The sequence below is a fragment of the Nonomuraea wenchangensis genome (assembly GCF_900111685.1).
GTDB classification, from domain to species: domain Bacteria; phylum Actinomycetota; class Actinomycetes; order Streptosporangiales; family Streptosporangiaceae; genus Nonomuraea; species Nonomuraea wenchangensis.
The window spans coordinates 152,229-177,534 of the sequence record NZ_FOHX01000022.1 but is presented as its reverse complement, the minus strand read 5'-3'; the positions used below and the strand labels follow the sequence as shown (position 1 = coordinate 177,534).

21 protein-coding genes and 1 pseudogene are annotated in these 25,306 nt (G+C 72.6%); 7 read left to right on the top strand and 15 right to left on the bottom strand.

Going from position 1 to position 25,306, the window contains the following annotated elements; all coding sequences use genetic code 11:
* Nucleotides 1-27: 27 nt before the first annotated feature.
* The 5 genes from BMW85_RS42765 to BMW85_RS42745 all read right to left on the bottom strand — a co-directional run bounded on the left by BMW85_RS42765 (nt 28) and on the right by BMW85_RS42745 (nt 7,177).
* Entirely contained in the window at nt 28-699 is a 672-nt protein-coding gene (locus tag BMW85_RS42765) for a hypothetical protein (protein ID WP_091093109.1), read from the bottom strand.
* Complete coding sequence (locus BMW85_RS42760; protein ID WP_091093108.1) at nt 696-4,814, bottom strand: CHAT domain-containing protein; 4,119 nt, start codon at nt 4,812-4,814, stop codon at nt 696-698. Before BMW85_RS42760 ends, BMW85_RS42765 begins: the two co-directional genes overlap by 4 nt.
* A gap of 255 nt (nt 4,815-5,069) precedes the next feature.
* Nucleotides 5,070-5,456: a DUF4260 domain-containing protein gene (locus tag BMW85_RS42755; RefSeq protein ID WP_177241167.1), complete on the bottom strand. Its 387-nt coding sequence runs from the start codon at nt 5,454-5,456 to the stop codon at nt 5,070-5,072.
* 9 nt (nt 5,457-5,465) lie between these two features.
* Nucleotides 5,466-6,137 (bottom strand): response regulator transcription factor, encoded by a 672-nt coding sequence (locus BMW85_RS42750; RefSeq protein ID WP_091093106.1) that lies wholly within the window; start codon nt 6,135-6,137, stop codon nt 5,466-5,468.
* Nucleotides 6,125-7,177, bottom strand: a complete 1,053-nt coding sequence (locus BMW85_RS42745) for a sensor histidine kinase (RefSeq protein WP_245775399.1) — start codon at nt 7,175-7,177, stop codon at nt 6,125-6,127. Before BMW85_RS42745 ends, BMW85_RS42750 begins: the two co-directional genes overlap by 13 nt.
* 131 nt (nt 7,178-7,308) lie before the next feature.
* On the opposite strand from BMW85_RS42745, the gene BMW85_RS42740 reads away from it, so the two are divergent.
* Entirely contained in the window at nt 7,309-8,202 is an 894-nt protein-coding gene (locus BMW85_RS42740; RefSeq protein ID WP_091093105.1) for an ATP-binding cassette domain-containing protein, read from the top strand.
* Nucleotides 8,199-10,409, top strand: coding sequence for an alpha/beta fold hydrolase (locus BMW85_RS42735; RefSeq protein ID WP_091093104.1), 2,211 nt, complete (start codon nt 8,199-8,201; stop codon nt 10,407-10,409). Before BMW85_RS42740 ends, BMW85_RS42735 begins: the two co-directional genes overlap by 4 nt.
* A gap of 13 nt (nt 10,410-10,422) precedes the next feature.
* On the opposite strand, the gene BMW85_RS42730 is transcribed toward BMW85_RS42735, so the two are convergent.
* Nucleotides 10,423-10,770 (bottom strand): ArsR/SmtB family transcription factor, encoded by a 348-nt coding sequence (locus BMW85_RS42730; RefSeq protein ID WP_091093102.1) that lies wholly within the window; start codon nt 10,768-10,770, stop codon nt 10,423-10,425.
* A gap of 80 nt (nt 10,771-10,850) precedes the next feature.
* Here BMW85_RS42730 and BMW85_RS42725 point away from each other — a divergent pair, with 80 nt between their 5' ends.
* Both BMW85_RS42725 and BMW85_RS42720 read left to right on the top strand, forming a co-directional pair.
* Entirely contained in the window at nt 10,851-11,900 is a 1,050-nt protein-coding gene (locus BMW85_RS42725; RefSeq protein ID WP_245775398.1) for a flavin-containing monooxygenase, read from the top strand.
* Between the two features lie 115 nt (nt 11,901-12,015).
* A complete protein-coding gene (locus BMW85_RS42720) occupies nt 12,016-13,410 on the top strand; it encodes an FAD-dependent oxidoreductase (RefSeq protein WP_091093101.1) in 1,395 nt (464 codons plus the stop codon).
* A 10-nt stretch (nt 13,411-13,420) separates the two neighbouring features.
* On the opposite strand, the gene BMW85_RS42715 is transcribed toward BMW85_RS42720, so the two are convergent.
* From BMW85_RS42715 to BMW85_RS42705, 3 genes are read right to left on the bottom strand one after another with little or no spacing between them, the layout of a single operon-like run.
* On the bottom strand, nt 13,421-13,822 hold the full coding sequence (locus BMW85_RS42715) for an arsenate reductase ArsC (protein ID WP_091093099.1): 402 nt from the start codon (nt 13,820-13,822) through the stop codon (nt 13,421-13,423).
* Nucleotides 13,815-14,885, bottom strand: coding sequence for an ACR3 family arsenite efflux transporter (arsB, locus tag BMW85_RS42710; protein ID WP_091093098.1), 1,071 nt, complete (start codon nt 14,883-14,885; stop codon nt 13,815-13,817). The genes BMW85_RS42715 and arsB overlap by 8 nt, the downstream gene beginning before the upstream one ends.
* 12 nt (nt 14,886-14,897) lie before the next feature.
* Nucleotides 14,898-15,239: an ArsR/SmtB family transcription factor gene (locus BMW85_RS42705; protein ID WP_091093096.1), complete on the bottom strand. Its 342-nt coding sequence runs from the start codon at nt 15,237-15,239 to the stop codon at nt 14,898-14,900.
* Nucleotides 15,240-15,337: 98 nt separating this feature from the next.
* On the opposite strand from BMW85_RS42705, the pseudogene BMW85_RS42700 reads away from it, so the two are divergent.
* Nucleotides 15,338-15,538: pseudogene (locus tag BMW85_RS42700) on the top strand (class I SAM-dependent methyltransferase); the annotation flags it as partial.
* A gap of 106 nt (nt 15,539-15,644) precedes the next feature.
* Here the strand turns inward: BMW85_RS42700 and BMW85_RS42695 are convergent.
* On the bottom strand, nt 15,645-16,877 hold the full coding sequence (locus tag BMW85_RS42695) for a cation:proton antiporter (RefSeq protein WP_091093095.1): 1,233 nt from the start codon (nt 16,875-16,877) through the stop codon (nt 15,645-15,647).
* Between the two features lie 284 nt (nt 16,878-17,161).
* On the opposite strand from BMW85_RS42695, the gene BMW85_RS42690 reads away from it, so the two are divergent.
* Together BMW85_RS42690 and BMW85_RS42685 are read left to right on the top strand one after the other, a co-directional pair.
* On the top strand, nt 17,162-18,652 hold the full coding sequence (locus tag BMW85_RS42690; protein WP_091093093.1) for an FAD-dependent oxidoreductase: 1,491 nt from the start codon (nt 17,162-17,164) through the stop codon (nt 18,650-18,652).
* A complete protein-coding gene (locus BMW85_RS42685) occupies nt 18,649-19,275 on the top strand; it encodes a TetR/AcrR family transcriptional regulator (protein WP_091093092.1) in 627 nt (208 codons plus the stop codon). Before BMW85_RS42690 ends, BMW85_RS42685 begins: the two co-directional genes overlap by 4 nt.
* A 107-nt stretch (nt 19,276-19,382) precedes the next feature.
* Here BMW85_RS42685 and BMW85_RS50650 read toward each other — a convergent pair whose 3' ends face one another.
* The 5 genes from BMW85_RS50650 to BMW85_RS52710 all read right to left on the bottom strand — a co-directional run bounded on the left by BMW85_RS50650 (nt 19,383) and on the right by BMW85_RS52710 (nt 25,182).
* Complete coding sequence (locus BMW85_RS50650) at nt 19,383-20,588, bottom strand: GNAT family N-acetyltransferase (protein WP_218156180.1); 1,206 nt, start codon at nt 20,586-20,588, stop codon at nt 19,383-19,385.
* A gap of 9 nt (nt 20,589-20,597) precedes the next feature.
* On the bottom strand, nt 20,598-20,933 hold the full coding sequence (locus tag BMW85_RS42670) for an ArsR/SmtB family transcription factor (protein ID WP_091093090.1): 336 nt from the start codon (nt 20,931-20,933) through the stop codon (nt 20,598-20,600).
* A 79-nt stretch (nt 20,934-21,012) separates the two neighbouring features.
* A complete protein-coding gene (locus tag BMW85_RS42665) occupies nt 21,013-22,248 on the bottom strand; it encodes an MFS transporter (RefSeq protein WP_177241166.1) in 1,236 nt (411 codons plus the stop codon).
* Between the two features lie 146 nt (nt 22,249-22,394).
* On the bottom strand, nt 22,395-23,171 hold the full coding sequence (locus BMW85_RS42660; protein WP_091093087.1) for a tetratricopeptide repeat protein: 777 nt from the start codon (nt 23,169-23,171) through the stop codon (nt 22,395-22,397).
* On the bottom strand, nt 23,065-25,182 hold the full coding sequence (locus BMW85_RS52710) for an AfsR/SARP family transcriptional regulator (protein WP_425434418.1): 2,118 nt from the start codon (nt 25,180-25,182) through the stop codon (nt 23,065-23,067). Before BMW85_RS52710 ends, BMW85_RS42660 begins: the two co-directional genes overlap by 107 nt.
* Nucleotides 25,183-25,306: the final 124 nt, after the last annotated feature.

The following is a 25,306-nucleotide window of genomic DNA, read 5'->3' as shown; positions in this document are numbered from 1 at the left end:
CCTAGCGGCGGCCGCACAGCCGATCAGCTAGGTCTCCGGCGGGAAATTCTGGCGGCAGCGCAGCCCGCCAGGAGATGGCGTGAACACCGCGGTGAGCCACCGGTCCAAAGCGGTGAGCACCTCGATCTGCGCCACGACCGAGTAGGCGATCTCGCCGCTGACCGTCTCCCCGGCCGAGACCAGCGCCCGCATCCCGGAGGTGCTCATCGGGATCTCGCGCGCGTCGGTCAGCCGCAAGCGCCACCCCGCGGTGCTCGTGCCCACGCCGAACGCGGCGAGACTCACCAGCGTCCTGGTCAGCTCGGTGCGGCGCGAGCGGGCCCGTTCGGCCTCCATGCCGGGAGAGAGCGGGCCCACGGGCAGCTCCAGCGTCGCGCGCAGCGCGCCGGACCGTTCGATGACGACTGTCTCCTGCTCCTGGATCTCCATCGGCTCCAGCTCACGCAGCACGGCCCCGGGCAGATGCAGCGAGAGCTCCGCGGAGCGGAAGCGGCAGCCCTCGTCGGGCAGGAGGGTCAGGTCGAGCTCAAGCGACCACTCGCCGGCGCCCTTCGAGGTCCAGCGCGGCACGCCGAGAGCGATGCGGTTGCGCTTGTGGCGCGCGGTCTGCCACACCTGCTCTGCGGCCCACGAGCGGCGGCCCCGGGTGTCGAGCGGGGCCAGGTCGAAGGTGGCGAACAGCGGATCCTCTGCGGTCATGGGGCGCCTTCCTTGGCAAGGTCGAGCAAGGGCCAGCCGATCAGTTTGAAGCCCGCCCAGTCGTAGAGCGGGAGACTCTCGCGCGCCCGGGCCTGAGCCGTCGCGAGCGCCGCGGCCACGTCGACGCGGCCGCGCTCGCGGCGCTGCCGCTCCATCTGACGGTAGAGGTCGAGGATGATCGCCTGGGTGCGGGTGTCGTCGACCGGCCACAAAGTGGCCAGCACGGCCCTGGCCCCCGCCGCCAGCATCCCCCGGCTGAGCCCGAGGAAGTCACTGGGCACCACCTGGCCCAGCCCTGTCTCGCAGGCGCTGAGCACGACCAGGTCGGCGTGCAGCCGCCAGTCGGCCAGATCGCGCAGGGAGAGGATCTCCTCGCGCACCGGATCCTGCGTGACTCGCAGCAACAAGCCGGAATCGGTGAAGTTCTGGGTGTCGAAGTAACCGTGACAGGCGAAATGCACGATGGCCGCCGCCGCCACGGACTCGCGTACGTCCTCCTTGCTCAAGTGCCGGCCGGACACGCACCTGCCGCCTTCGAAGGTCAGTGCCACCGCCCTGGCCTCGTCCGGGAAGGCGACGCCCACCGTCACCAGCGGGACGGCGGAGGCGTGGGGCGGGCGGGCCCTGGCCAGGGCGAGGGTGGTGAAGCTGGGCGCGTAGAAGGCAGGAGCCCCTTCGAGTACGGCGTGCAGCGGGAGCCGCTGGAGATCGCCCTCGGCCATGAAGAGCACCTGCTCGCCGGATGCGAGCTCCTCCAGCGCGGGACGCAGCAGTTGCCGCAGCCTTGGCGGCCAGGTCTGCGCGCCGTGCCCGCCGTACTCGACCAGTTCCTGGTCGAAGTCGGCGAGGAGCCGGGTCACCTCGGCCGGGCCGAGCGGGCTGTCCACGAAACGGGGAGCCGGGTCGCCGGCGCGAAGGAGGCCCAGCACGAGCCGGTCGCCGAGGTGGTCGAGGGAGACGGCGAGAGTGGGGACAGGCAGCTCCCCGAGCAACGCTCTCGCCCGAGACGGTGGGACGTCGTCCGCAAGGCGGGTGGCCAGCAGATCGCCCAGAGCAAGCGCCCGCGACTGGTCGAGAGCCTGCGCGGCGCGGCTGAACTCCTGCTCGTCGAGGTAGTACGCGGCGGCCGCCTTGGTCAGGCCGGCCGCCTCGGCGGCCAAGGACACCCGGTCGCGGTCGCTGCGCAGGCTCCGCCGCAGGCGGGTCCAGCGGGTGGTCAGCGAGCCGAGGTGCTTCTCGACGGAGGAGGCGTCGCGGCGGGCCAGGGCCAGACGGAGCAGCTCGCTCTCGGCGTCGGCGGCGAGCGTCTCCTGGCCGAGGGATCGGGCGATCTCCAGCGCGGCACGGGCGTCGGCGAGCGCCACCTCCGGCAGGTGAGGGCCGAGCAGGCTTGCGCGGTTGAGCAGGGCCATCGCCTCGTTGTAGCGGTCGCGGCCACGGTGGACCTCGATCGCCTGTCCCATGGCGTGCTCCACGCCGGCGATGTCTCCCTCGTCCAGCAGCCGGCGCGCCCGGTCACTCCAGCTCCAGCCGAGCAGCAGCGGATCCGACGACTGGGCGGCCCCCTCCCGCAGGGCCTGGGCGATCCTGGGCGGCAGCTCGTCGGCCGAGCTGATGTGCGTGGCGAGCAGTGTCAGCGTGCGCAGCGCCCACTCCCGCTCACCCAGCAGCTCGAACTCCCCCAGCGCGTCGGCCGCCATCGCCATCGCCTGAGCGCGGCGGCCCAGCAGGAAGAGCGCTGAGGCCAGGTTCATCTGGTTCATCGCGAGGCCCGGCGCACGGTCGTACCGTCGCAGCAGGTCGCCGGCGCGCTCGTAGGCCGCTACCGCCTCGTCCAGCCGGTCCGCGTAGCGCAGGGCGATCCCAAGCCTGCCGGATATGTCGGCGATCTGGAGTTCTTCCCCGAAGCGCTCGGCCACCCGCAGGGCTGCCTCGTACTGCACGATCGCCTCGTCATAGCGGCCCGTCCAACGGCAGGCCGTGCCCAGGGCGATCCTGGCGGCCAGCTCGTCGTCGGCGTCCGCCCAGTCGCCGCCCGAGGCCAGCTCGATCGCCAGGCGGAGGGGTGCCTCGGCGAGCTCCGGGCGGTTCAGGTCGACGGCGGCCGTTCCGGCGGTCACCGCGGCCCGCCGCCGCACACCCGGGGAGCTCATCGTCTCCAGCTCGGCGATCATGCGGGCCAGGGCCGCCTCCGGGTCCGCCGCCTCCCGCAGCGCGCTCCCGGCAGGGCTCGGTTCCCCCGCCAGCTGGGTCCGCAGCCGTACGACCCGGCCGTGATGATGCACAGCCGCGTCGGGATCGACGTCGAGGAGCAGCTCGCTCAACGACTGCCGGACGGCGAGCTCAAGCTGCGGATCGTCAACGCGGATCGCCTCGGCCAGCGCGAGCCGCAGGTCCGCTTCGGCCGGCTCGTGCCGGTCGTGCAGGCGGGCGAGCTGGAGCCGGACGGCGGCGCGTTCCCGCACCCGGTGAGCGGGCAGCGATTGGAGCAGCTCCGTCAGAGTCTCGCGGGCCTCGTCGTTCCTGCCCTCGTCGACGAGGGCCATGGCGCTGTCCCACAGTGCCTCGGACGCGTCGCCAACCCCGGCCGGCGTGCCGGCGATCCAGGCCAGGAGCCGGTCGAAGTCGGCCTCCGCCCAGCCGGGTGCGGCCATCGCGGCCCCCTCGGCGGCGACCTCACGAGCGAGCTCGCGCTGCCCGGTCGCACTCAGGCTCACCGCGAGGTTGTAGCGGCCGCGCACACGCCTGTCCAGGTCGCCGGAACGGTCGGCTTCCTCGACATAGCGTTGCAGGGTGGCCACGGCGCGGTGCTCGTGCCCGCGTTCGTGCTGGACGCGGCTGAGCAGGTCCAGGGCGGACAGCAAGGTCTCGCCCGGCTCGGCCTCTTCGGCCACGATGACGGCCGTCCGCTCCGCGGCGATCAGGTCGCCGCTGTCCCGCCAGGCCTCGGCGGTGGTCAGCAGGGCGGCCAGCGCGTCGGGCGTCAGCTCGTACGCGCCAAGCGCCGCCGCCACTACCCGGGCGAGCGGGAGCCCGGTCACGGGATCGACGGCGACGAACCGGCGCACCAGGGCGAGCAGCAGGTCTGGTGCGCCCACCGGAGCGTCCGCCGCCGCGGCGGCCAGTGCCTGCTCCTCGTCCCACTCCTGGCCGTGCAGCCGCTCGGCCGCCTCCAGGAGCCTTCGCCACCCGCTGGAGATCACCGCCGTGAACAGTTCGCTTCCGTCCTCTCCCACCAGCAGGTCACCCACCGCACGGAGCCTGGCCGAGAGCAAGAAGTCACCGGCCTCCTGCCTGGCCCTGATCAGCGCGACGACCGGATCCACCAGGTCGGTTCGTTCGGACTCGCCGAGAGCGGCCACCGCGGCGGTCAGCTCGCCGGCGTCGGCCGAATGCGCCAGGCCCAGGAGCCTGCGGACCGGCTCCGCCAGCTCACCCAGGCCGCTCAGGTCGAGCTCGTCCAGCCAGTGCTGTTCCCTGTGCCGGTCGATCGGATGGTCTTCCAGGTCCTCCCGCCGCATGACCTCCAGATAGCCGGGATCGAGCTCGACGGTCGGATCGATGCGTTTGGCCAGGTGGTAGTGAAGCCGGGCCTCCTCGTCAGCGCCGCGCCGGCGCAGCACGCGGGCCAGATGGGCGTGCAGGTCGGCCCAGAAGGGCGACTGGTCGTACATGGCGATGGGGAGGTGGCGAGTCCGGTAGGTGACGTCCCGCTCCAGGACGGCGCGTAACTCCAGCTCGGCACGTTCCAGATCCCCCATGCCCTCGTGACAGAGAGCCATCTGGACGTGAACGCCGCCCGGCGGGTCCTCGTGGACCGCCTGCAGGTGCTCCAACGCCTCGGCGTGGCGTTCGAGACCCAGCAGCGCGTTGCCGGCCAGAGCCCGGGCGCCGCGGTGCGCCGGATCCAGCGCGATGGCTCGCCGGGCCCAGTCGAGGCCGGCAGCATGGTCGCCGCGATGTGAGGCGACACAGCCCAGGCTGTAGAGCGCCTCGGCCGAACCCGGATCGGCGGCCAGAGCCCGGTGATAGGCGGCTTCGGCCCCGTCGAGATCGCCCTGCTCCAGCAGGGCGTCGCCGCGCGAGATGGCCTGACTCGCACCGTCCCCGGCCATGGCGCCTCCCTGCGGGTCATCGCCATTGTGGCAAGCCGGCGCGCGGCGGACAACGGTGAGCGCGGCTGGGGCCGCTCCAGGTCAAGGTCCTCGCGTCGAGCACCAGGATCGCCGTACCGAGGCACCACGCCATGAATCCCGTCTACGACTTCACCGGTCAGGTCGCCCTCGTCACCGGAGCCGGCCACCGCCCGCGCCTTCGCCGAGTCCGGGGCCGCCGTCGCCCAGGCGCTGATGCGTTACTACGGACGCTGGTCAGAACGCGGAATCCTGGCGGTCGGGCTGGGCCTGTGCGCGGCGCCCCAGCGTGCGGTCGAGGGCGATCCGGGTGAGCCATCCAAGGCCGGCCGTGAAGAGCGGCGGCCACACGATCGGGCCGACGGTATAGCCCACCAGCACCGCGAGCGGGATCCACACCCGGTTCACGACCTGGTGGAGCGGGCCCGCGGGGCGGGCCCCGGCCAGCCGTACCAGGTCGGGCAGGACGAAGAAGGCCAGCGCGGCGGCCGTGGTCGACAGGCCGTACTTCTGACTCTCGAAGACGGCGAACGCCGCCAAAAACAGCGCGAACGCGCCCCAGGCGAACCTCTGCGGCAGACGGGAGGCCCCTGATGCGCGCGGCGGTCCGGTGTTGCTCTGCACGCGCACAGCCTACAGATGATCAACCCACGAGCCGGGGCCCGCCTGGAGGTAGGCGAGGACGGCCATGACGCGGCGGTTGTGGTCGTCGGAGGGCGGGAGGCCGAGCTTGGCGAAGATGTTGTTGGTGTGCTTGCCGATCGCCTTGTCCGTGACCCCGAAGCGGTTCGCTATTGCCAGGTTGGACAGGCCCTCCGCCATCAGGGCGAGGACCTCGCGCTCCCTGACGGTCAGCTTCGCCAGGGGCTCGTCCCTCGACCGGCGGGTCAGGAGCTGGGAGATCACCTCCGTGTCCATGGCGGTGCCGCCGCCGGCGACCCTGCGCACCGACTCGACGAACTCCGCCACATCGCCGATGCGGTCCTTCAGGAGGTATCCGATGCCGCCCGACCGGTCCGACAGGAGCTCGCGGGCGTAGAGCTGCTCGACGTACTGCGACAGGATCAGCACCGGGAGCCCCGGCCGGCGGCGCCGGGCCTCCAGGGCGGTGCGCAGGCCCTCGTCGGTGAAGGTGGGCGGCAGCCGTACGTCGATGACGGCCACGTCGGGGGTCCGCTCCACCAGAGCCGTCAGGAGCATGGGGCCGTTGTCCACCGCCTCGACGACCTCGAAGCCGTGCGCCGACAGCAGCCGGATCAGGCCGTCGCGGAGCAGGGCGAGGTCCTCGGCGATCACAACGCGCACGGCAGCTCCATGGTGAGAGTGGTCGGTCCGCCCGGCGGGCTCTGTACGGTCAGCGTCCCGTCGAAGGCGGACAGGCGTTCGGCGATCCCGCGCAGGCCGGTGCCCGCCGCCGGATCCGCGCCGCCGTGCCCGTCGTCGCCGACGACCAGGCGGAGGCCGTCACCGGTGCGGCGCAGGCGTACCCACGCACGGGTGGCCCGGCTGTGCTTGGCGACGTTGGACAGGGCCTCGGCCGCGGCGAAGTAGAGCGCGGACTCGACCGGCGGCTCGGGGCGGCCGGTCAGGACGAGGTCCGTGGCGACCGGGACGGGACAGGTCAGGGTGGCCGCCTCGATCGCGCCCGCCAGGCCGCGGTCGGCGAGCACGGGCGGGTGGATGCCGCGCACCAGATCGCGCAGGTCGGTGAGGGCCTGTCCGGCCGACTCCCAGGCCTCCTCGATCAGCTCGCGGGCCTGCTCAGGGTCGTCGGCGCTCCTGGCCAGGCCGAGGCTCATCCGTACGGCGATGAGCCTGGCCTGGGCGCCGTCGTGCAGGTCGCGCTCGATCCGGCGCAGTTCGGCCGCCCGCGCGTCGACGGCGGCGGCCCTGGAGGCGGTCAGCTCCCGTACCCGCCGGGCCAGCGGGCCACCGCCGCCGAGGAGCAGTTCGGCTAGCCGGGCCTCGGCCAGTCCCATGAGCGCGGCGGTGACCAGGGCGAGCGCCGAGAGGGTGAGCAGGGCCAGGCTGAGCGTGAAGGTCACGTCCGGGCCGTTGACAGCGGGCTCCAAGGAGAAGATGACGCCCACGGTGTTGACCACGGCGGCCACCGCCATCAGGAGGGCCGGGCCGACGACGGCGTTGATCGCCAGCCAGGCCGGCACGCGCGGGCCGGGCTCACGCGCGGGGACGGCCCGGCCCAGCGCCGCTCCCGCCCACGCGCGCTGCAGCGAGACGAGGGCCGCGCGGACGGCCGGCACCCAGGCGAGGACCACGGCCACACCCGTGATCGCGTTCAGCGGCACCCCGGCCGCCGCGATCAGCCCTCTCCTGACTCTGCTCACCCCGCCAGTCTGCCTGCCGATCACCGGTCACACGGTAGGCCCAGCCCTACCTTCGAGGGCGGGAAATGCCACCTCAGGTGCTGGGCGTGGGCGGATGGAGGGCGCGGACACCCGCGGCGAGGCTGGATCGCGTGATCGAAGTCAACGACCTCACCGTCAGGTACGGCGACGCCACCGCGGTGGACGCGCTCACCTTCGCCGCCAAACCGGGCCAGGTGACCGGTTTCCTCGGACCCAATGGCGCCGGTAAGTCCACCACGATGCGGGCCGTCCTCGGCCTGGAAGCCCCGCAGGCCGGCACCGCCCTGGTCGCCGGGCGGCCCTACGCCTCGCTCGAACGCCCGCTGCTGACGCTCGGCGCGCTGCTGGACGCCGGAGCCGTCCACGGGGGCCGTACCGCGCGGGCGCACGTGGCGTGCGTGGCGCGCAGCAACGGCATCGGCCCGGCCCGGGTGGACGAGGTGATCGACCGGGTGGGGCTGACGCCGGCGGCGGGCAGGCGGATCGCGCGGTTCTCCCTGGGCATGAAGCAGCGGCTCGGGATCGCGGTGGCGCTGCTGGGCGACCCGGAGGCGCTGATGTTCGACGAGCCGGTCAACGGACTGGACCCGGAGGGCGTGCGGTGGATCCGCGAGCTGATGCGCGCGCTGGCCGCGGAGGGCCGGGCGGTGCTCGTCTCCAGCCACCTGATGGCCGAGATGGCCGTGACCGCCGACCACGTCGTGGTGGTGGGGCGCGGCCGCCTGATCGCCGACACGGCCATGGCGGCCCTCGCCGAGCGGCACCGGCGCGACGTGCTCGTCCACGCCGCCGACCCGGCGGCGCTGGCGACGGTTCTGCGGGCCGGCGGGGCCGTCGTCCGGGCGGAGGACGGGCTGGCGGTGACCGGGCTCTCGGCCAGGCGCATCGGCGAGCTGGCCTTCGCCCACGGCATCGCGCTGTACGAGCTCACGCCGCGCGAAGCCTCTCTGGAGGAGGCGTACATGGAGCTGACCGGCGACAGCAGGGAGTACGTGGCGCGATGAAGGACGCGATCGCGGCGGAGTGGCTGAAGTTCAGAACGCTCCGCTCCAACCTCTACCTGCTGACCTCCGCACTGATCGCGGTGGTCCTCAGCGCGGGCGTGGCCTTCCTGGTCGCGCGCGGTTTCGACGCCCAGCAGGGCGCGGACCTGCGCCGCTTCGACAGCCTGCGCGACGGGCTGGGCGCCGGCCTGCCCTTCGCCCACCTCGTGACGGGCGCGCTCGGCGCGCTGTCCATCACCACCGAGTACGGCACGGGCCACATCAGCACGAGCCTGACGGCCGTCCCGGCCCGCCGTACCTTCCTCCTCGCGAAGATCCCGGTCCTGGTGGCCGTGACCCTGGTCGCGGGGCAGGTGCTGGTCTTCGGCATGTACGCCGCCACCACGGCGGTCCTCGGCGCCAGAGCGGGCACGGTGCTGCTGAACGGGCAGACGCTCGGCGCCTCCCTGTCCGAGCCTGGCGTCCTGGCCGGGCTGCTGATCACCGGCGCCTCGATGCCGCTGGTCGCGCTCATGGGGCTGGGACTCGGCACGGCGATCCGTTCCACGGCGGGCACGCTGGTCACGCTGATCGTCCTGCTGCTGATCCTGCCGTTCGCCGCGCAGACCCTGCCGCGTCCGCTCGGCGACCGGATCGGCGCGCACCTCGTCGGGGCGCTGCCCGGCCAGATCGCGGCCGACGGCCTGCTCACCCCGCTCGCCGCGGGCTCCTTGCTGGCCGCGTACCCCGTGGCCGCCTTGGCCGCCGCGGTGGTCGCCATCGCGCTGCGCGGGCGCCGCCTCCGGCCGCTGCTCGCCGGTTCGGCCGCCACGATCCTCCTGGTGGGCGCCGTGCCCGCATCCGCCGCCGCCGTTCCCGAGTCCACCTTGACGTGGAAGCCCTGTGACAAGCTGCTCTGCGGCGAGATCCGCGTACCCGTCGACTGGGCCGACCCCCAGGGCCGTACGATCACGCTCCCCCTCGCGATGCTCCCCCACACCGGCAGGCGCCACCGCATCGGCGTGCTGTTCTCCATCCCCGGCGGGCCCGGCGGGTCCGGAGTGCAGGACCTCGAACGGCGCGCGGGCAGCTTCGCCCAGATCCGGGACCGTTTCGACGTCGTCAGCCTCCTGCCGCGCAACGGCATCGAGCTGGGCGTCCTCGACCAGGACTGCCTCAGCACCGGCCCGTGGATCACCCCGCCCGGCGATGAGCGCGAGTGGGCCGCGCTGGCCCGTACGAACCGGGCGGCCGCCGAGCGCTGTCGCGCCGTCGACCCTGAGCTGTTCGGTCACCTCGACTCCGTCTCTTTCGCGCGCGACATCGAGGCGATCCGTACGGCGATGGGCGAGCCGCAGTTCACCTTCATGGCGACCTCCTACGGCGGCGTTCCCGGGCTCGCCTACGCCACGCTCTTCCCCGGCCGGGTACGGGCGATGTACCTGGACGGCGCCGTCAATACGCTCCGGGACAAGAGCGAGGAGGACCGGGCGCGCTACGCCCTCATGGAAGCGCAGTTCACCCGCTTCGGCCAGTGGTGCGCGAACGACTCCGCCTGCGCGCTGCACGGACGCGACGTCGGCACGGTGTGGAACGACCTCCGCTCCGCCGCCGACCGCTCCCCCGTGCCGGCCGAGAAGGGAGTCGCCTACAGCGGCTTCGACATCGCCGTGGCCGCCATGCCGGACCTCGTCACGCCCGGCGCCGACCGCGCACGGTGGAAGGAGCTGGCCCAGGCGATCAGGCGGGCAGAAAAGGGGGACGCCACCGGATTCTCCGACTACGTCAAGGCGGGAACGCTGGGCAGCCTGAAGCCACCCTCGTTCGTCGGGATGAACATGACCCATTGCCTGGACGGGATCGGCTATCGCGACTACGCGGAGTACCGCCGCCTGCGAGCCCTGGGCGACCGGATCGCGCCGCACCTGTCCGGCAACGAGCTGTGGCACCCGCTGGGCTGTGTGGGCTGGCCGGAACCGGTACGCACCCTCACCGCTCCGCTTCCCGTGGACCGGCTGCCGCCGTTCGTCGGCGCGGGAACGTGGACCGACTACGCGGACACCGCCGACCTCGCCCTCCGGGTGCCGGGATCGGGCACGATCCGCTTCGAGGGGCATGGGCACGGGCTGTACCACTCGGGTGACCCGTGCACGATCGCGTACGCCAACCGCTACTTCATCGACCTCCGCGTCCCGCCCAGGAACACCGTCTGCCGCGCGGAGAGCTGAGGTCGCAGGTCGGTCAGCAGCAGAAGTTCAGATAGTTCTGCAGGTCGCCGAGGATGCGGGCGACGCCGTCGCGATCGCCGCGATACAGCACTTCCTTGCCGTCGCGGCGGGAGGTGACGATGCCGCCGCGGCGGAGGAGGGCGAGTTGCTGGGAGGCGGCGGACTGGCTGATGCCGGCGCGTTCGGCGACCTGGTTGACCGACAGCTCGCTGCCTTGGGCGAACAGCAGCATGATCTGCTGGCGCCCGGGGTTGGACAGGGCCTTGAGGAAGTCCTGGGCGGCCTGCGGCAGCTGCGGCGCGCACGCGGCATCCGCCGCCTCGTCCGTCGGCGCGACTGATGATGTCGTGGTCTCGGCCATGCCTGCTCCCTCCTGTCCCCCGCACCCTACCCTCATACCAACTTATTGACATATTAAAATATGACGGTACGTTCTCCGACATGCCCATCGACAACGACCGCATCCTGATCGTCGGGGCCGGGCAATCCGGCCTGGCCGCCGCGCACGCCGCACTTGAGCAGGGGCTACGGCCCGTGCTGCTGGAGGCGTCCGACCGGGCGGCCGGGTCCTGGTCGCGTTACTACGACAGCCTCGCCCTGTTCTCGCCCGCCCGCTACAGCAGCCTGCCCGGCCTGGCCTTCGCCGGAGACCCCGAGCGCTACCCGCGCCGCGACGAGGTCGTCGCCTATCTGGAGCGCTACGCCGCCGCCCTGACCAGGCGCGGCGCCGAGCTGCGCACCCTCGCCCGGGTCGAGGCCGTCCACGACGCCGGTGCGCCCGGCAGGAGAGGCTTCCTCGTGCGTCTGGCCGACGGGCAGGAGCTGACCGCCCCCGCCGTCATCGCGGCCAGCGGCTCCTTCGACCGCCCGTACCGGCCTGCCCTGCCGGGCCTGGACGCCTTCGCCGGCCCGGTGCTGCACGTCGCCGACTACCGCTCGCCGGCCTCGCTGCCGGGCGAGCACGTCGTCGTGGTGGGATCGGGCAACTCGGCGGTCCAGGTCGCGTACGAGCTGGCCGACCGGCGCCGGGTCACGCTGGCCAGTCGGACGCCGATTCGCTTCGTCGAGCAGCGCCCGCTCGGGCGGGACCTGCACTTCTGGTTCCGCGTGACCGGGTTCGACCGGCTGCCGCTGGCCCGCGCCGAGCAGCCGCCCGCCTCGCCGGTGCTGGACGACGGCCGCTACCGGCGCCGCGCGATGTTCACGCGCCTGGACGGTGAGCACGTGGTCTGGCCTGACGGCGGGCGCGAACGCGTCGACGCGGTGCTGCTGGCCACCGGCTACCGGCCGAACCTGCCCTACCTCGCCGACCTGGGCGCGCTGACCGCCGACGGGCGCCCGCGCCAGCGCCGCGGCCTGTCCCTGACCCGTCCCGGACTGGGCTACCTGGGCCTGGAGTGGCAGCGCACCCCCTCCTCCAACACGCTGCGCGGGGTCGGCGCCGACGCCCGGCGCGTCGTCGCCGCGCTCGCCCGCCGCCTGCTTCGATGAAACTCTAATTTGACATCTCTCTAAGTCGTCGGGCATCCTGCCGGACGAGCGTACTTAGACAATCTTCAAAACAGCGCGGGCCTTCGGGGTCCGCGAGAACCAGAGGAGCTGCACCATGAGCGGATGCTGCGGTCCGACCGCCGTCGAGCTGGAGCCCAGCCGCCAGGCCGCCCAGCCTGGAGACCTGCCCATCGTGGTCATCGGCGCCGGGCCGGTCGGGCTGGCGGCGGCGGCTCATCTGGCCGAGCGTGGGCTCGACTTCGTCGTGCTGGAGGCCGGCGAGCAGGCGGGCGCGTCGGTGGCCCGGTGGAGCCACGTACGGGTGTTCAGCCCGTGGAAGTACGACATCGACGCCGCCGCCCGCCGCCTCCTGGAGGCCGGCGGCTGGAACGCGCCGGATGCCGAGTGGCTGCCGACCGGCGCCGAGCTGATCGACGACTACCTGGCCCCGCTGGCCGAGCTGTTCGGCGACCGGGTCCGCACCGGCGCCAAGGTGTCCGCGATCAGCAGGCTCGGCTACGACCGGGTCCGCACCGCCGGCCGCGAGCAGGCGCCGTTCCTGATCCGCCTGGCCGACGGCGGCGAGCTGCACGCCCGCGCCGTCATCGACGCCTCCGGCACGTACGCCACCCCGAGCGTGCTCGGCGCCTCCGGCCTGCCCGCCCACGGCGAGGCCGACGCGGGCGAACTGGTCGACCACGCGCTGCCCGACGTGCTCGGCGCCGACCGCGACCGCTACGCCGGCAAGCACGTCCTGGTCGTCGGCGCCGGCCACTCGGCCGCCACCACGCTGCTCGCCCTCGCCCAGTTGGAGGACACCCCGATCACCTGGGCGATTCGCGCCGGCAGCGCCGCCCGCGCCTACGGCGGCGGCGAGGCCGACGCGCTGCCCGCCCGCGGCGCGCTCGGCACCCGCCTGCACGCCCACGTCACCTCCGGCCGCATCCGCCTGATCACCGGCTTCTTCACCCACGCCCTCGAACGCGACGTCGAACAGGTACGGGTGATCAGCCGCGACCCGTCCGGCGCGGAGCAGAGCGTCTCCGCCGACCGCATCGTGGCGGCCACCGGCTACCGCCCCGACCACACCATCGCCGGCGAGCTGCGCCTCGACCTGGACCCGATCCTGGGCTCCACCCGCGCGCTGGCGCCGCTGATCGACCCCAACGCGCACTCCTGCGGCACCGTCCCGGCGCACGGCGCCGCCGAACTCGCCCACCCCGAGGACGGCTACTACGCCATCGGCGTCAAGAGCTACGGCCGCGCCCCGACCTTCCTGCTGGCCACCGGCTACGAGCAGGCCCGCTCCGTCGTCGCCGCGCTGGCCGGCGACTGGGAGGCAGCCCGGGACGTGCGGCTGGACCTGCCGGAGACCGGCGTGTGCTCCTCCGGCCTGGCCGAGGCCCAGGAGCAGCGAGTCGGCCTGGCCACCGGAATCAGCGGCGGCCTGCTCGGCACCCCGCTGCCGCTCGCCACCGCCGGAGCGTCCCAGGGCGGCTGCTGCGGCTGACCCGCACCCATTACGAAGTGAGCTCGGTGAGCAGCCTCTCCACCCGCGTACGGATCTCATCGCGGACCTGCCGCACCATCTCGATGCCCTGGCCGGCGGGGTCGTCAAGCTGCCAGTCCTCGTAGCGTTTGCCGGGGAAGACGGGGCAGGCGTCGCCGCAGCCCATGGTGATCACGGCGTCGGAGGACTCGACCGCGTCCATGGTGAGCACCTTGGGCTGCTCGCCGGTGATGTCGATGCCCTCCTCGCGCATGGCCTCGACGGCGATGGGGTTGACCTGGTCGGCGGGCGCGGACCCGGCGGAGCGGACCTCGATCCGGCCCGCGGCCAGGTGGGTGAGCCAGCCGGCGGCCATCTGGGAGCGTCCGGCATTGTGCACGCACACGAACAGGACGCTGGGCTTGTCACGCACGTACGGGCTCCTTGATGAACAGGCGGCGGCCGGCCAGGCTGACGTAGACCAGGGCGACCAGGACGGGGACCTCGATGAGCGGGCCGACCACGCCGGCCAGGGCCTGGCCGGAGGTGACGCCGAAGACGCCGACCGCGACCGCGATGGCCAGCTCGAAGTTGTTGCCGGCGGCGGTGAAGGCCAGCGTGGTGGCGCGTTCGTAGCCCAGGCCGATCAGCTTGCCGGCCAGGAACGAGCCGCCCCACATGAACGCGAAGTAGGCCAGCAGCGGCAGCGCGATGCGGGCCACGTCGCCGGGCCGCGAGGTGATCATGCCGCCCTGCAGGGCGAACAGGATGACGATGGTGAACAAGAGCCCGTACAGGGCCAGCGGCCCGATCTTGGGCAGGAAACGGCTCTCGTACCAGGTGCGGCCGCGGGCGCGTTCGCCGAGCTTGCGCGAGGCGTATCCGGCGGCGAGCGGGATGCCGAGGAAGATGAGCACGTAGAAGGCGATGTCCCAGGCCGACACCTGCAACGCGGCCTGCGGCAGGCCGAGCCAGCCGGGCAGCACCTGCAGGTAGAACCAGCCCAGCGCGCCGAACGCGACCACCTGGAAGATCGAGTTGAGCGCGACCAGGACGGCCGCGGCCTCGCGGTCGCCGCAGGCCAGGTCGTTCCAGATGAGCACCATGGCGATGCACCGGGCCAGCCCGACAATGATCAGCCCGGTGCGGTACTCGGGCAGATCCGGCAGGAGGCTCCAGGCCAGGGCGAACATGACGGCCGGGCCGAGGACCCAGTTCAGCACCAGGGAGGACATCAGCAGGCGGCGGTCGCCGGTGACGGTGCCCAGACGGTCGTAGCGGACCTTGGCCAGCACCGGGTACATCATCAGCAGCAGTCCGAGCGCGATCGGCAACGAGATCTCGCCGACCTTCACCGCCTCCAGCGCGGTGTTCAGCCCGGGTACGAGCCGTCCGAGCAGCAGCCCGGCGGCCATGGCCGCGATGATCCACACCGGCAGGTACCGGTCGAGGGCGGACAGCCCGGCGATGACGCCCTGCGGCGGGGAGGAGGACATGACGCGCGCTCCTCAGACGGTGGCGGGCACGTCGAGCAGGGCCGACAGCTCACCCAGCGTCTCGGGCACCAGCCGGTAGTACACCCACGAGGCGCGCCGCTCGGAGGTCAGCAGCCCGACCTCCTTGAGCACCTTCAGGTGGTGGCTGATGGTCGGCTGGGACAGCTCGAACGCGCCGGTGATGTCGCACACGCACACCTCGCCGCCGGCGCGGCTGGCCACGATCGACACGATGCGCAGCCGTACCGGGTCGCCCAGCGCCTTGAACACCCGCGCCACCCCGGCCGCCTGCTCGGCGTCCAGCGGCTCGCGGGCCAGCGGCGGGCTGCACTCCAGGATCTCCAGCAGTTCCATCGACTGCCCTTCCGTATAGACGGCCATCGAAATAGATATACGTCTATATTGACATCAGCCGATGTGTGCTCCGAACGCGGGGGCGGCGGAGGCACACCATGTTCGAGCGGAGGGATGAGGCATGGCACGCTCGGCCCCATGGTGATCGCCGCCGCCGAGCAGTGCTGTGCTGCAAGCGGTACGCCGACGACCAGGTCGCCGAAGCCTTCGACGCCGGGATCGAGCAGCTCGTGGTGCTCGGGGCGGGGCTGGACACCCGGGCGTGCCGGCTGACGCCGCCCGGCGGGCGCGCCTACGAGCTGGACCTGCCGCTGCTCGAACGCCACGGCTGGGACGAGCGCGAGAAGGTGGGCGCCGCCGAGTACCGGGCCCGCTACCTGGAGCCGGCGGGCCGGGACCTGCCGATCATGGAATGCCCTTCCCCTCACGGGACCGCCGGGGAAGCCACCTGCTGCCGTGCCAGGCGGGGACCTCGCGCTCCTCGTCGAACCAGCGGGCCACCACGATGTCGGTCGAGGAGTGCAGCAGGATCGACAGCACGATCGTCACGGCGACGAGCTGGAACACCGGCACGGCGGCGGCGATGCCGGAGCCCAGCACCAGCAGTCCGTACACCACCGAGGCGAACCCCTTCGGCCCGAACCACGCCACCGCCGCCTGCTCGCGCACGCCCAGCCCCGAGCGCAGGAACGACACCCAGATCGCCACCGGCCGCGCCACCACCAGCGCGAGCACCGCGAACAGCCAGCCGGTCCAGCCGACCGAGCCGAGCAGCTCCGGCGTGATGAGCGCGCCGAACACCAGCAGCGCGGCCAGCTTGAACACTTCGGCGATCAGCTCGCCGAAGTGCTCGAACGACTCCCGCTGCCGGGGGCCGAAGGTGGCCACGGTGATGCCGGCCGAGAACGCGGCGAGGAACAAATTACCGTGCGTGGCCTTGCCCGCGGCCAGTACGAGCAGGCCGATGGCCAGGGCGTTGAGCGGCTCGTAGGCGGTGGAGGCGGAGAACCAGCGGGTCTGCTCCAGCTTGATCGCCGCCCACGGGACGGCGACCCCGATGACGACGCCGAGGCCGAGCTCCAGCGCCAGCCCGCCGAGGTGCAGGTCGGCCGAGCCGGCCGCGACGGCCAGGAAGACGATGACGAACGGCAGCGCCAGACCGTCGTTGACGCCGGACTCGACGTTGAGGAGCTGCCGCAGCCGGGGCGGCACCTTCTCGTTGCCGACCAGCGCGGCGGCGAAGACGGGGTCGGTGGGGGCGAGGATCGCGCCGATCAGTAGCGCCTCGATCCAGCCCAGGCCGAGCAGGTAGTGCGCGCCGGCGGCGGTGATGGCCAGGGTGAGCGGCAGCCCCCAGCCGAGCGCCCGGCCGGGCAGCCGCCACGCGCCGCGCAGCTCAGCCCAGCCGACCCGCATGCCGTCGGTGAACAGCACGGTGAACAGCGCCAACTCGGCCAGCGTGGCGACCAGGTCGTCGCCGGGCCGCAGCGCGAGCACCCCGAGCACGCCGTCGCCCAGCACGAACCCGGCGACGAGGAACAGCGCGGCGGTGGACAGGATGGTGCGGTGGGCCAGGCTGGACAGCAGCACCGCCAGCAGCAGCACGGCCGCGAACGCGAGGAGCAGCGTGCCGCCCATCAGGGGCGCCGCGTGAGTGTCATCGGGGGAACGCCTTCCGGTCGGATCCGTTTGCGCGATCTTGCCGACCAGACTTCCCGGCGCACCGAGGCCCACCCTAACAGCGAGGCAGCCGGAGCGGCCAACGCTGGGCCGGTTCCTGAACGCGGTGACGCCGCAGGCCGGGTCTCGCCGCGTGAAACGTGCTACGCGCCGATCGTGCGATGGCCCTCTGGACACGGGAGAACCGTCATGATTATTTGGTTTTCGATACCGTCCCGTAAATAAAAAAGGAAGGGACCGCCATGGACGCTGACGTCCTGGTGATCGGGGCCGGCCCGGTCGGCCTGGCCCTGGCCTGTGCGCTGCTCCAGCACGGTGTCTCCGTACGCGTGGTGGACAAGGCCGCCGGCCCGGCCACCACCTCGCGGGCGAACTTCGTGCACGCCCGCGGCTCGGAGGTTCTCGACCGCCTTGATGCCCTCGGCGACCTCCCGCAGGAATCGGTACGGGCGATGACCATCACCACGTACGCGGGCGACCGCCCGATGATGCGCATCCGGTTCGGCGACCCCGGTCTGGGCACCGCCGCGCCGCCGATGGTCATCTCGCAGGCGCGCGTCGAGGCGCGGCTGCGCGAGCGGCTGGCCGAGTTGGGCGGCGCTCCGGAGTGGGGCTCGCCGCTGGTCGGCTTGGAGCAGGACGGCACCGCCGTCACCGCGACGCTCGGCGACGGCCGCACCCTACGGGCCGCGTGGCTGGTGGGCTGCGACGGCACCGGCAGCACGGTTCGTAAGCTGGCCGGCATCGGCTTCCCGGGCGTGAAGATCAGCGAACGGTTTCTGCTGGTGGACGGCCGTCTGAGCGGTCAGCCTCCGCTGGACAGGTCGGGCACCAGCGGCTGGGCGCATCCGGACGGCGTGCTTGGCGCGATGCCGATGCCGGGCGACCAGTGGCGGCTGCTCGCCTACGACGCCGCCTTCACCGGCGACAAGCCCGGCGAAGAGCAGATCGCCGACCGCATGCGGCGCATCCTGCCCCAGCGCACCGGCCTGCCCGGCCTGCGCCTGGAAGAGGTCACCTGGGCGTCGCTGTTCAGCGTGCACCGCAGGCTCGCCGACACCTACCGGGCCGGGCGCGTCCTGCTGGCCGGCGACGCCGCCCACGTGCACGCGCCGTTCGGCGGGCAAGGCATGCTGACCGGGCTCGGCGACGCCGAGAACCTGGCCTGGAAGCTCGCCCTCATCGTGCGGGGGCTGGCCGGGGAGCCGCTGCTCGACACCTACCAGGCCGAACGCCGCCCGCTCGCCACCACGGTGCTGCGCGGCAGCACCGCGGCCACCAAGGTCAACATCGCGGGCAGCCCGCTGGGCCGGCTGCTGCGCGACCAGGTGCTGATGCGGGTCTTCAGCCTGCCCTGGATCCAGCGGTGGACCACCTACACGACCTCCCAGCTGTGGGTCAGCTATCGGCGCGGCCCGCTCGGCACCCAACTCGGCGGGCGGTCGGGTGGGCGGGGCGGCAAGCCACGCCCCGGCGACCGCGTCGGCGACCTGCCCTGCCATCGCCCCGACGGCGGTGTCACCCGGCTGCATGCCGAGCTGCGCGGCCGCTGGGCCGTGCTCGGCGACGAGGAAGCCTTCGAGGCGGTCCGCGCTCGGCTAGGCGAGCACGTGGTGCACCTGATACCCGCGGATGGGCCGCGGCCCGTCCTGCTGATTCGCCCGGACGGCCACCTGGCCGGCAAGGGCAGCCCCGCGGACCTCGTCCGGTGGCTGGATGGAGCCCTGCGATGACCGTCCCTCAGGGATCCCCCCGGGGACGGGGCCGCCCGCGCGACCCGGAGACCGACGCCGCGATCCTGGCCGCGGCGCTGGAGCTGTTCGTCGAGCGGGGCGTCGAGGGCACCAGCATGGAACAGGTGGCCAAACGCGCGGGGGTGGGCAAGCTGACCCTGTATCGCCGCTGGAGCAGCAAGGAGGACCTGCTCGCCCAGGCCATCGAGCAGTGGGTCCGCGCCGAGGTCACCCCGTCCGCGGCCGAGGTGTACGCGCTGGAGCCGCGCGACCTGATCGAGCGCGTCCTGCCCGCGGCGGCGGAGATGGCCGCGAGCACCGGCTTCCGGGCGCTGGTGGCCCGGATCATGGGTTCGGCGGTCAGCCATCCGGCGCTGATGGAGGTCTACTGGCGGCACTACATCCTGCCGCGCCGCGAACTGGCCGCCGCGATGCTGCGCCGCGCCCAGCAGGACGGCCTGGTGGCCGTCGACGCCGACCTGGACGTGCTCATCGACATGATGGCCGGTGCGGTGACCTACCGCGTCCTGCAGCCCGACCCGCCGGACGCCACCGAGATGCTCCGCTACCTGAGGGCCGTCTACCGCCAGGCGGGCCTGTACCCGCCGCCCGAAGAGAAGTGATCCGGGCAGCGGCCAAGACCGGCGCGCCGCCGGCGGTCCGCTCCTCGGTGCCGCGCCGCGAAGCGCCGCTGTCCCTCGCGGCGGCATGAGCAGGCCCTTGCGGTCGCTCAGGCGCCGATCACAGCGCTACGGCGTTCGATCAGCATCACGTCGCGCCAGACGCCGTGGTGGCGGCCGACGCGCTCGCGGGTGCCCACGACGCGGAAGCCGAGCGCCTGGTGCAGGCTCAGGCTCGCGGTGTTCTCGCCGAAGACGCCCGACTGGATCGTCCACACGCCGGCGTCCTCGGCGGCCGCGATGAACGCGCTCAGCAGCGCGCGGCCGATGCCGTGGGCCTGGCAGCCGGGGTGGACGTAGATGCTGTGCTCCACCACGCCCGCATACACCGGGCGGGCCGAGACCGCCGCTGCGGCCACCCAGCCGAGCACCTCGCCGGAATCGACATCCACCGCCACGTACCGCAGGTGCGGCAGCCGGCTCGCGGTGAAGGCATCCCAGCTGGGCGCGGTGGTCTCAAAGCTGGCCTGACCGGTGTCCAGCCCGGCCTGGTAGATCGCCAGCACCTGCTCGGCGTCGCCTTCGCGCATCGGCCGGATCTCCAGGCCGGGCCCGATGGCGGGCTTGACGGCCTGGACGATGGCCGAGTGCACCCCGTCGCCGTGATCGGCGGTCAACGTGATCGTGACGGCGATGAAGCCGGCCGCGGCGAGCAGGTCCCGGTACTCCTGCACGGTGAGCGATCCGGCGACGCAGCCGATGCGCTGCTCGGCCCGCTGGCGAGCCTGCTCGTCGAGCACCTGCGCGGTGACGACGTCGCTCACACCGAACCGGCCACCGGGTCGCAGCACCCGGAACGCCTCGGCCAGCACGGCCGCCTTGTCGTCGGACAGATTGATCACGCAGTTGGAGATGACCACGTCGACCGCGTGGCCGGGCAGTGGGATCGCCTCGATCGTGCCGTGCAGGAATCGCACGTTGGACGTGCCCGCCTGTTCGGCGTTGCGCCGGGCCAGGTCCACCATGGCCGGGCTGGCGTCCAGGCCGAAGACGGTGCCGTGCGGGCCGACGCGGCGGGCCGACAGCAGCACGTCGATGCCGCCACCGGAGCCGAGGTCGAGCACCGTCTCACCGGCGCGCAGGTCGGCGACGGCGACCGGGTTGCCACACCCCAGACTGGCCAGGACCGCCCCGTCGGGAAGCGCCGCGGTGTCGTCGTAGCAGGCCGGCCCGAAGCCGCCGTCGGTGATGCGCTGCCCGGCCAGCGCGGTACGGGCCAGGGCGGAGTAGTGGTCGACGATCTCGTCATGGGCCATGAGATCTCCTCAGTCGCAGACCGGCGCGTCCGGCACGGGTTTGCCCATCACCACGTCGGCGGCGGTGGGGAAACAGCTCACGCAGTTGTCGTTGATCCGGTACAGGCTGGACGTGCCCTGCCGCTCCACCAGGACGAATCGCACCTCGGCCAGGATCTTCAGGTGGTGCGAGACGGTGGACTGACCCACCCCGGACTCGGCCACGATCTCGCCCACGCTCATCGGCGCGCGCCGCCGGGCCAGCAGCGACACGATCTGGATCCGGGTGGCGTCGGCCAGCGCCTTGAACCAGCTCGCGTACTCCTCGGCCTCCGCACGCGGCAGCGGCTCCTTCGACTCATCCATCGTCAATCGACGATAGTAGATGAATGAGGAATGCGAAAGCCCCAGGCTTCCCCTACACAGAAGACCGGGTCGGTGGAGATCACGCGGGGGGTCCTGACGTCGTCCGCGGCGTACGGGTGCCGCGCAGGTGAGGCATGCCGGCGACGAGGAGCAGACACGGCGGGATCACCAGCACGAGCCCCGCCGCGGTCAGGAGGACGGCACCGTCGCCGGCCAGGTCCGTCAGCGGCCCGGTCAGGGCCTGGCCGAACGGCATGAGGCCGAAGGTGCTGAGCCAGGCCAGCGAGGTGATCCGGCCGATCAGATGGTCAGGCACCTCGCGGTACATCGCAACGTCCCAGCACAAGGCATAGGTCTCGACGCCGAACCCGGCCACGAGGTAGCAGCAGAACAGGATCCACACCGAAGGGGCGTACAGCAGGCCGAGAGGGACGAGGGCATACGACGCCATCGCGCACATGGCCACGACTCCCGGGCGCCGTGGCCGCCAGGCCATCATCGTGACGCTGCTGATCAGCCCGCCGGCGCCGTAGCACGCCAGGGCCGTGCCGTACGCCGTGAAGGAGCCGAACGTGTCCCGGCTCAGCACGGGCAGCAGCACCTGGCTGGGCGCGATCACGAACATGAGGCTGATCGGGGAGAACAGCAGGAGCGCCGTCAGCCACGGCCGCCGCCCGGCGTCGGCGAATCCCGCCATCGCCTCCTTGAGCAGGGAACGGCGGGCCACCGGCGTCCACGACGGCTCGGCGAGTCGCCGGAAAGCGAACGCGCTCGCGGCGAACACCAGCGCCGCCAGCACGAAGGGAAAGGCCATGCTCCCACCGGCGAGCAGTGTGCCCGCCACCGGACCGGTGACGACCCCGAGCCGGGTGCAGATGTTGACCAGGGCCCGGCCGGAGACCCGCTGGCCCTCCTCCAGCACACCGGCCAGGACGGCGTTGAGCGCGGGCCGGATGAACGCCTCCGCCGCGCCGAGCACGAACATGACGGCGGCCGGCCATAAGCTCCCGGTCACCAGCAGGGGGACCCCCGCCGTGATCGCGTCGACCACGAGCATGACGGTCAGGATCCGCCGCCGGGGCAGCCGATCCGACCAGACTCCCCCGGGCAGGAGCAGGCACAACGACGCGATGCCCTTGGCGGCCAGCACGACGCCGACCGTGGCCGCATCGCCTCCGGCACCGAGCACCGAAACGGTGACGGCGACCACCAGGACCTGCTCGCCCAGGACGAACCCGAGCTGCGCCAGCGCGATCAGCCGGAAGGCAGGGCTGCGCAGTGCCGTCAGATCGACGCTCGGCGGCGCGAATCGCACGATGTCAGACCCCCATCTTCGCCCAAGGCGCAAGGTTCCCCGGAGTATAAATCTACAATGTAAAGGCAGGCGTATCGTTCAGCACATCACCACGACCAACACCAAAAAGGCACGGGCTTCGCCCGTACGTCTTCCAAAACCGGGTCTCAGCCGAGGCTTTCGAGCGCGGCGGCGGCGCGCCCCCGCTCGTCCTCGTCGCCGGTCTCGGCGGCGATCGCCAGCGCCAGCCGGTGCCGCTGCGCCGCCTCGCCGTCGCGGCCCATGGTGCGCAGCGTCTCGCCGAGGGCGTTGAGTACGCTCGCCTCGCCGTACCTGTGGCTGGTGGACCGGAAGATCTCCAGTGCCTGCTCCAGGTGCCACAGGGACTCGTCGAAGCTGGCCTGGCGGCACAGGGCCGTGCCGAGGTTGCTCAGCGCGGTCGCTTCACCGTCACGGTGCTCGATCTCGCGGAAGAGGGTCAGCGCTTCGCGCAGTTTCGTGACGGCGAGCGTGTCCTCGCCGAGCGCGGTGTAGATCTGGCCGAGGTTGCACAGGGCGATGGCCTGTCCGGAACGTTCACCGAGCGTGGCGAAGATGTCGTGCGCGGCCAGGAGGTGCCGGGCCGCCTCGGTGTGCTCGCCGATCGACTCCTCCAGGTTGCCGAGGTTGGTGAGCGCCGCGGCCTGGCCGAAGGGGTCGTCGATGTCGCGGTAGAGCGCGATGGCCTCGCTGTGCCGGGCGGCCGAGGAGGTGAACTCGCCGAGGCGTTCTTCGATGATGCCCAGGTTGGACAGGGCGCGGGCCTGGCCGTGGCGGTTGCCGGTGCGCCGGCACAGCTCAAGGGCTCGGCTCAGTTCCTCTACGGCGGGGGCGTACCGGCCGAGGAGGCGCAGGATGACTCCGGCGTTGGTGCGCAGATGCGCCTCGCCCTGCGGGTCTGCCATCTGTCGTGCGGCGTCGATGGCGCAGTCGTAGATGGACAGGGCTTCGGTGCCGTGGCCCGCTTCCAGGTAGCGGTGCAGGGCGGCGGCGAGGGTGACGGCCCGTTCGGGTCGTCCCTGTCTGACCGCGAACTGGCAGATCGTGCCGAACGACGCGAGTTCGCTGTCCAGCCAGGACAGTGCGGCGTCGGGTGAGAGGGTGACGCCGCTGGGCTTGAGTGCGAGTCCGGCGTGCCGTCTGCTCCCGCTCCAGCCGGGGTAGAGGGTGTCGCCGGCTTCGACGGCGGTCTCGCAGTAGTGGTCCAGCAGCCTGTCGGAGGCGGCCTGCCGTTCGGTCTCGCGGTCGGTGGCGAGGCTCGTCTCGGCGGCGTAGGCGCGCAGCAGGTCGTGGAATCCGTAGCGTCCGAGGGCGTCGCATCGCAGCAGGTGTGCCGAGGCGAGCCGGTGCAGGAGCCGGGCCGCGTCGATCTCGCCGACGTCGGCCAGCGCCGCCGCGCAGGCCAGGGTGGAGTACGGTGCCGGGTTCAGGCTCAGCAGCCGGAACAGGCGTTGCGCGTCGGCGTCGAGCAGCCGGTAGGAGCAGCCGAAGACGCGCCGGATGGCTGCTCCGCCGCCCCAGTCGAGCAGGTTCAGCGGTCCGGTGCAGGCGTGTCACCACGCCGGCGAGCGGCAGGTGGGCCTGGGCTCCGGCGTATTCTGCGGCCAGGCGCAGCGCCAGGGGCAGGCGGGCGCAGATGGCGGCGAGCGAGTCGAGGCTGCCGGGGTCGGTGCCGGCCCGTTCGCCCAGCAGTCGGCGCAGCAGGTGGACGGCGTCGGTGCGGGGCAGCAGGTCGAGTTCGACGCGGTGGGCGCCGTGCAGGGCGGCCAGGGCGGCGAGTCGGTCGCGGCTGGTGATCAGGACGAGGGTGTCGTGGGTGCCGGGCAGCAGGGGGCGTACCTGGTCGGCCGAGGCCGCGTTGTCCAGCAGTACGAGGAGTCTGCGGCCGTCGGTCTCGGTGCGCCAGCGGGCGGCCCGGGACTGGGTGTCGGCCGGGATGTCCTGGTCGGGTACGCCGACGGCGGTCAGCAGGCGGCCGAGCGCCTCGTGCGGGGGCAGTGCGTGTTCGGTGTCGTCGCCGCGCAGGTCGAGGTGGATGCGTCCGTGGGGGAACAGTTGGCGGTGGTGGTGGCCCCAGTGGACGGCGAGTGCGGTCTTGCCCACGCCGGCGGTGCCGCAGATGATCGCGATCCCAGGTGGGCGGTGGGCGTGGGCGGCGTCGAGCTGGGCGAGTTCGTCGGCGCGTCCGGTGAAGTCCGGAACCGGCGCCGGGAGTTGCCGCGGGATCATCTGCGTGGTGCGGCTTTCCTGCTCCTGGAGCAGGTGCCGGTGTGCCCGGCGGAGCTCGTCGCTGGGTTCCACGCCCAGTTCGTCGGCCAGGGCGCGGCGGGTGGTCTCGTACCGGTCGAAGGCGATCGCGCGCTGGCCTGTCGCCTGGTAGGCGCGGATCAGGGTGGCCTGTACGGCTTCGTCGAGCGGGTTGGCGGCGCCCTGTACGGCCAGTGCGGCGATGATCTCGGCGGCGTTGCCGGTCCGTAGCATCAGGTCCCAGTAGGACAGTTGGGCGCGGCGGCGTTCGGTCTTGAGGCCCCACACCTTGGGGTGGTCTTCGAGCGCCGGCACGTCGCAGAGGGGGTCGTCGTCCTCCCACAGCCGCAGTGCCTCGCGGTAGAGCGCGGCGGCTCGCGCCGGGTCGCCGCAGCTTTCGGCCTGCCGTGCGGCGGTCACGGTACGCCGGAAGCGCAGCAGGTCGAGGGCGTCGTCCGGCAGGCGCAGCAGGTAGCCGTCGCCGACGGTGGAGAGCACGCCGTCCTGGCCGCGTGGGCTGTGGCGGGGGTCGAGCAGGCGGCGCAGGTGTTTGGTGTGGGTGTGCAGGACGTTGACGGCGCTTGACGGGGGCCGTTGGCCCCACAGCGACTCGATCAGCTCCCGGCGGGTAGTGAGCCGTCCGGCGTTGAGCGCCAGGACTCCCAGCATCAGGCGGCGGGCGGGTGGCCCGGCGTCGACCTCGCGGTCGTCGTGCCACACCCGCAGGCGGCCGAGCACCTGGACGACCAGCACCGCCACAGTGTTCATCAAACCTCCAGAGCCTGTCCAGAGG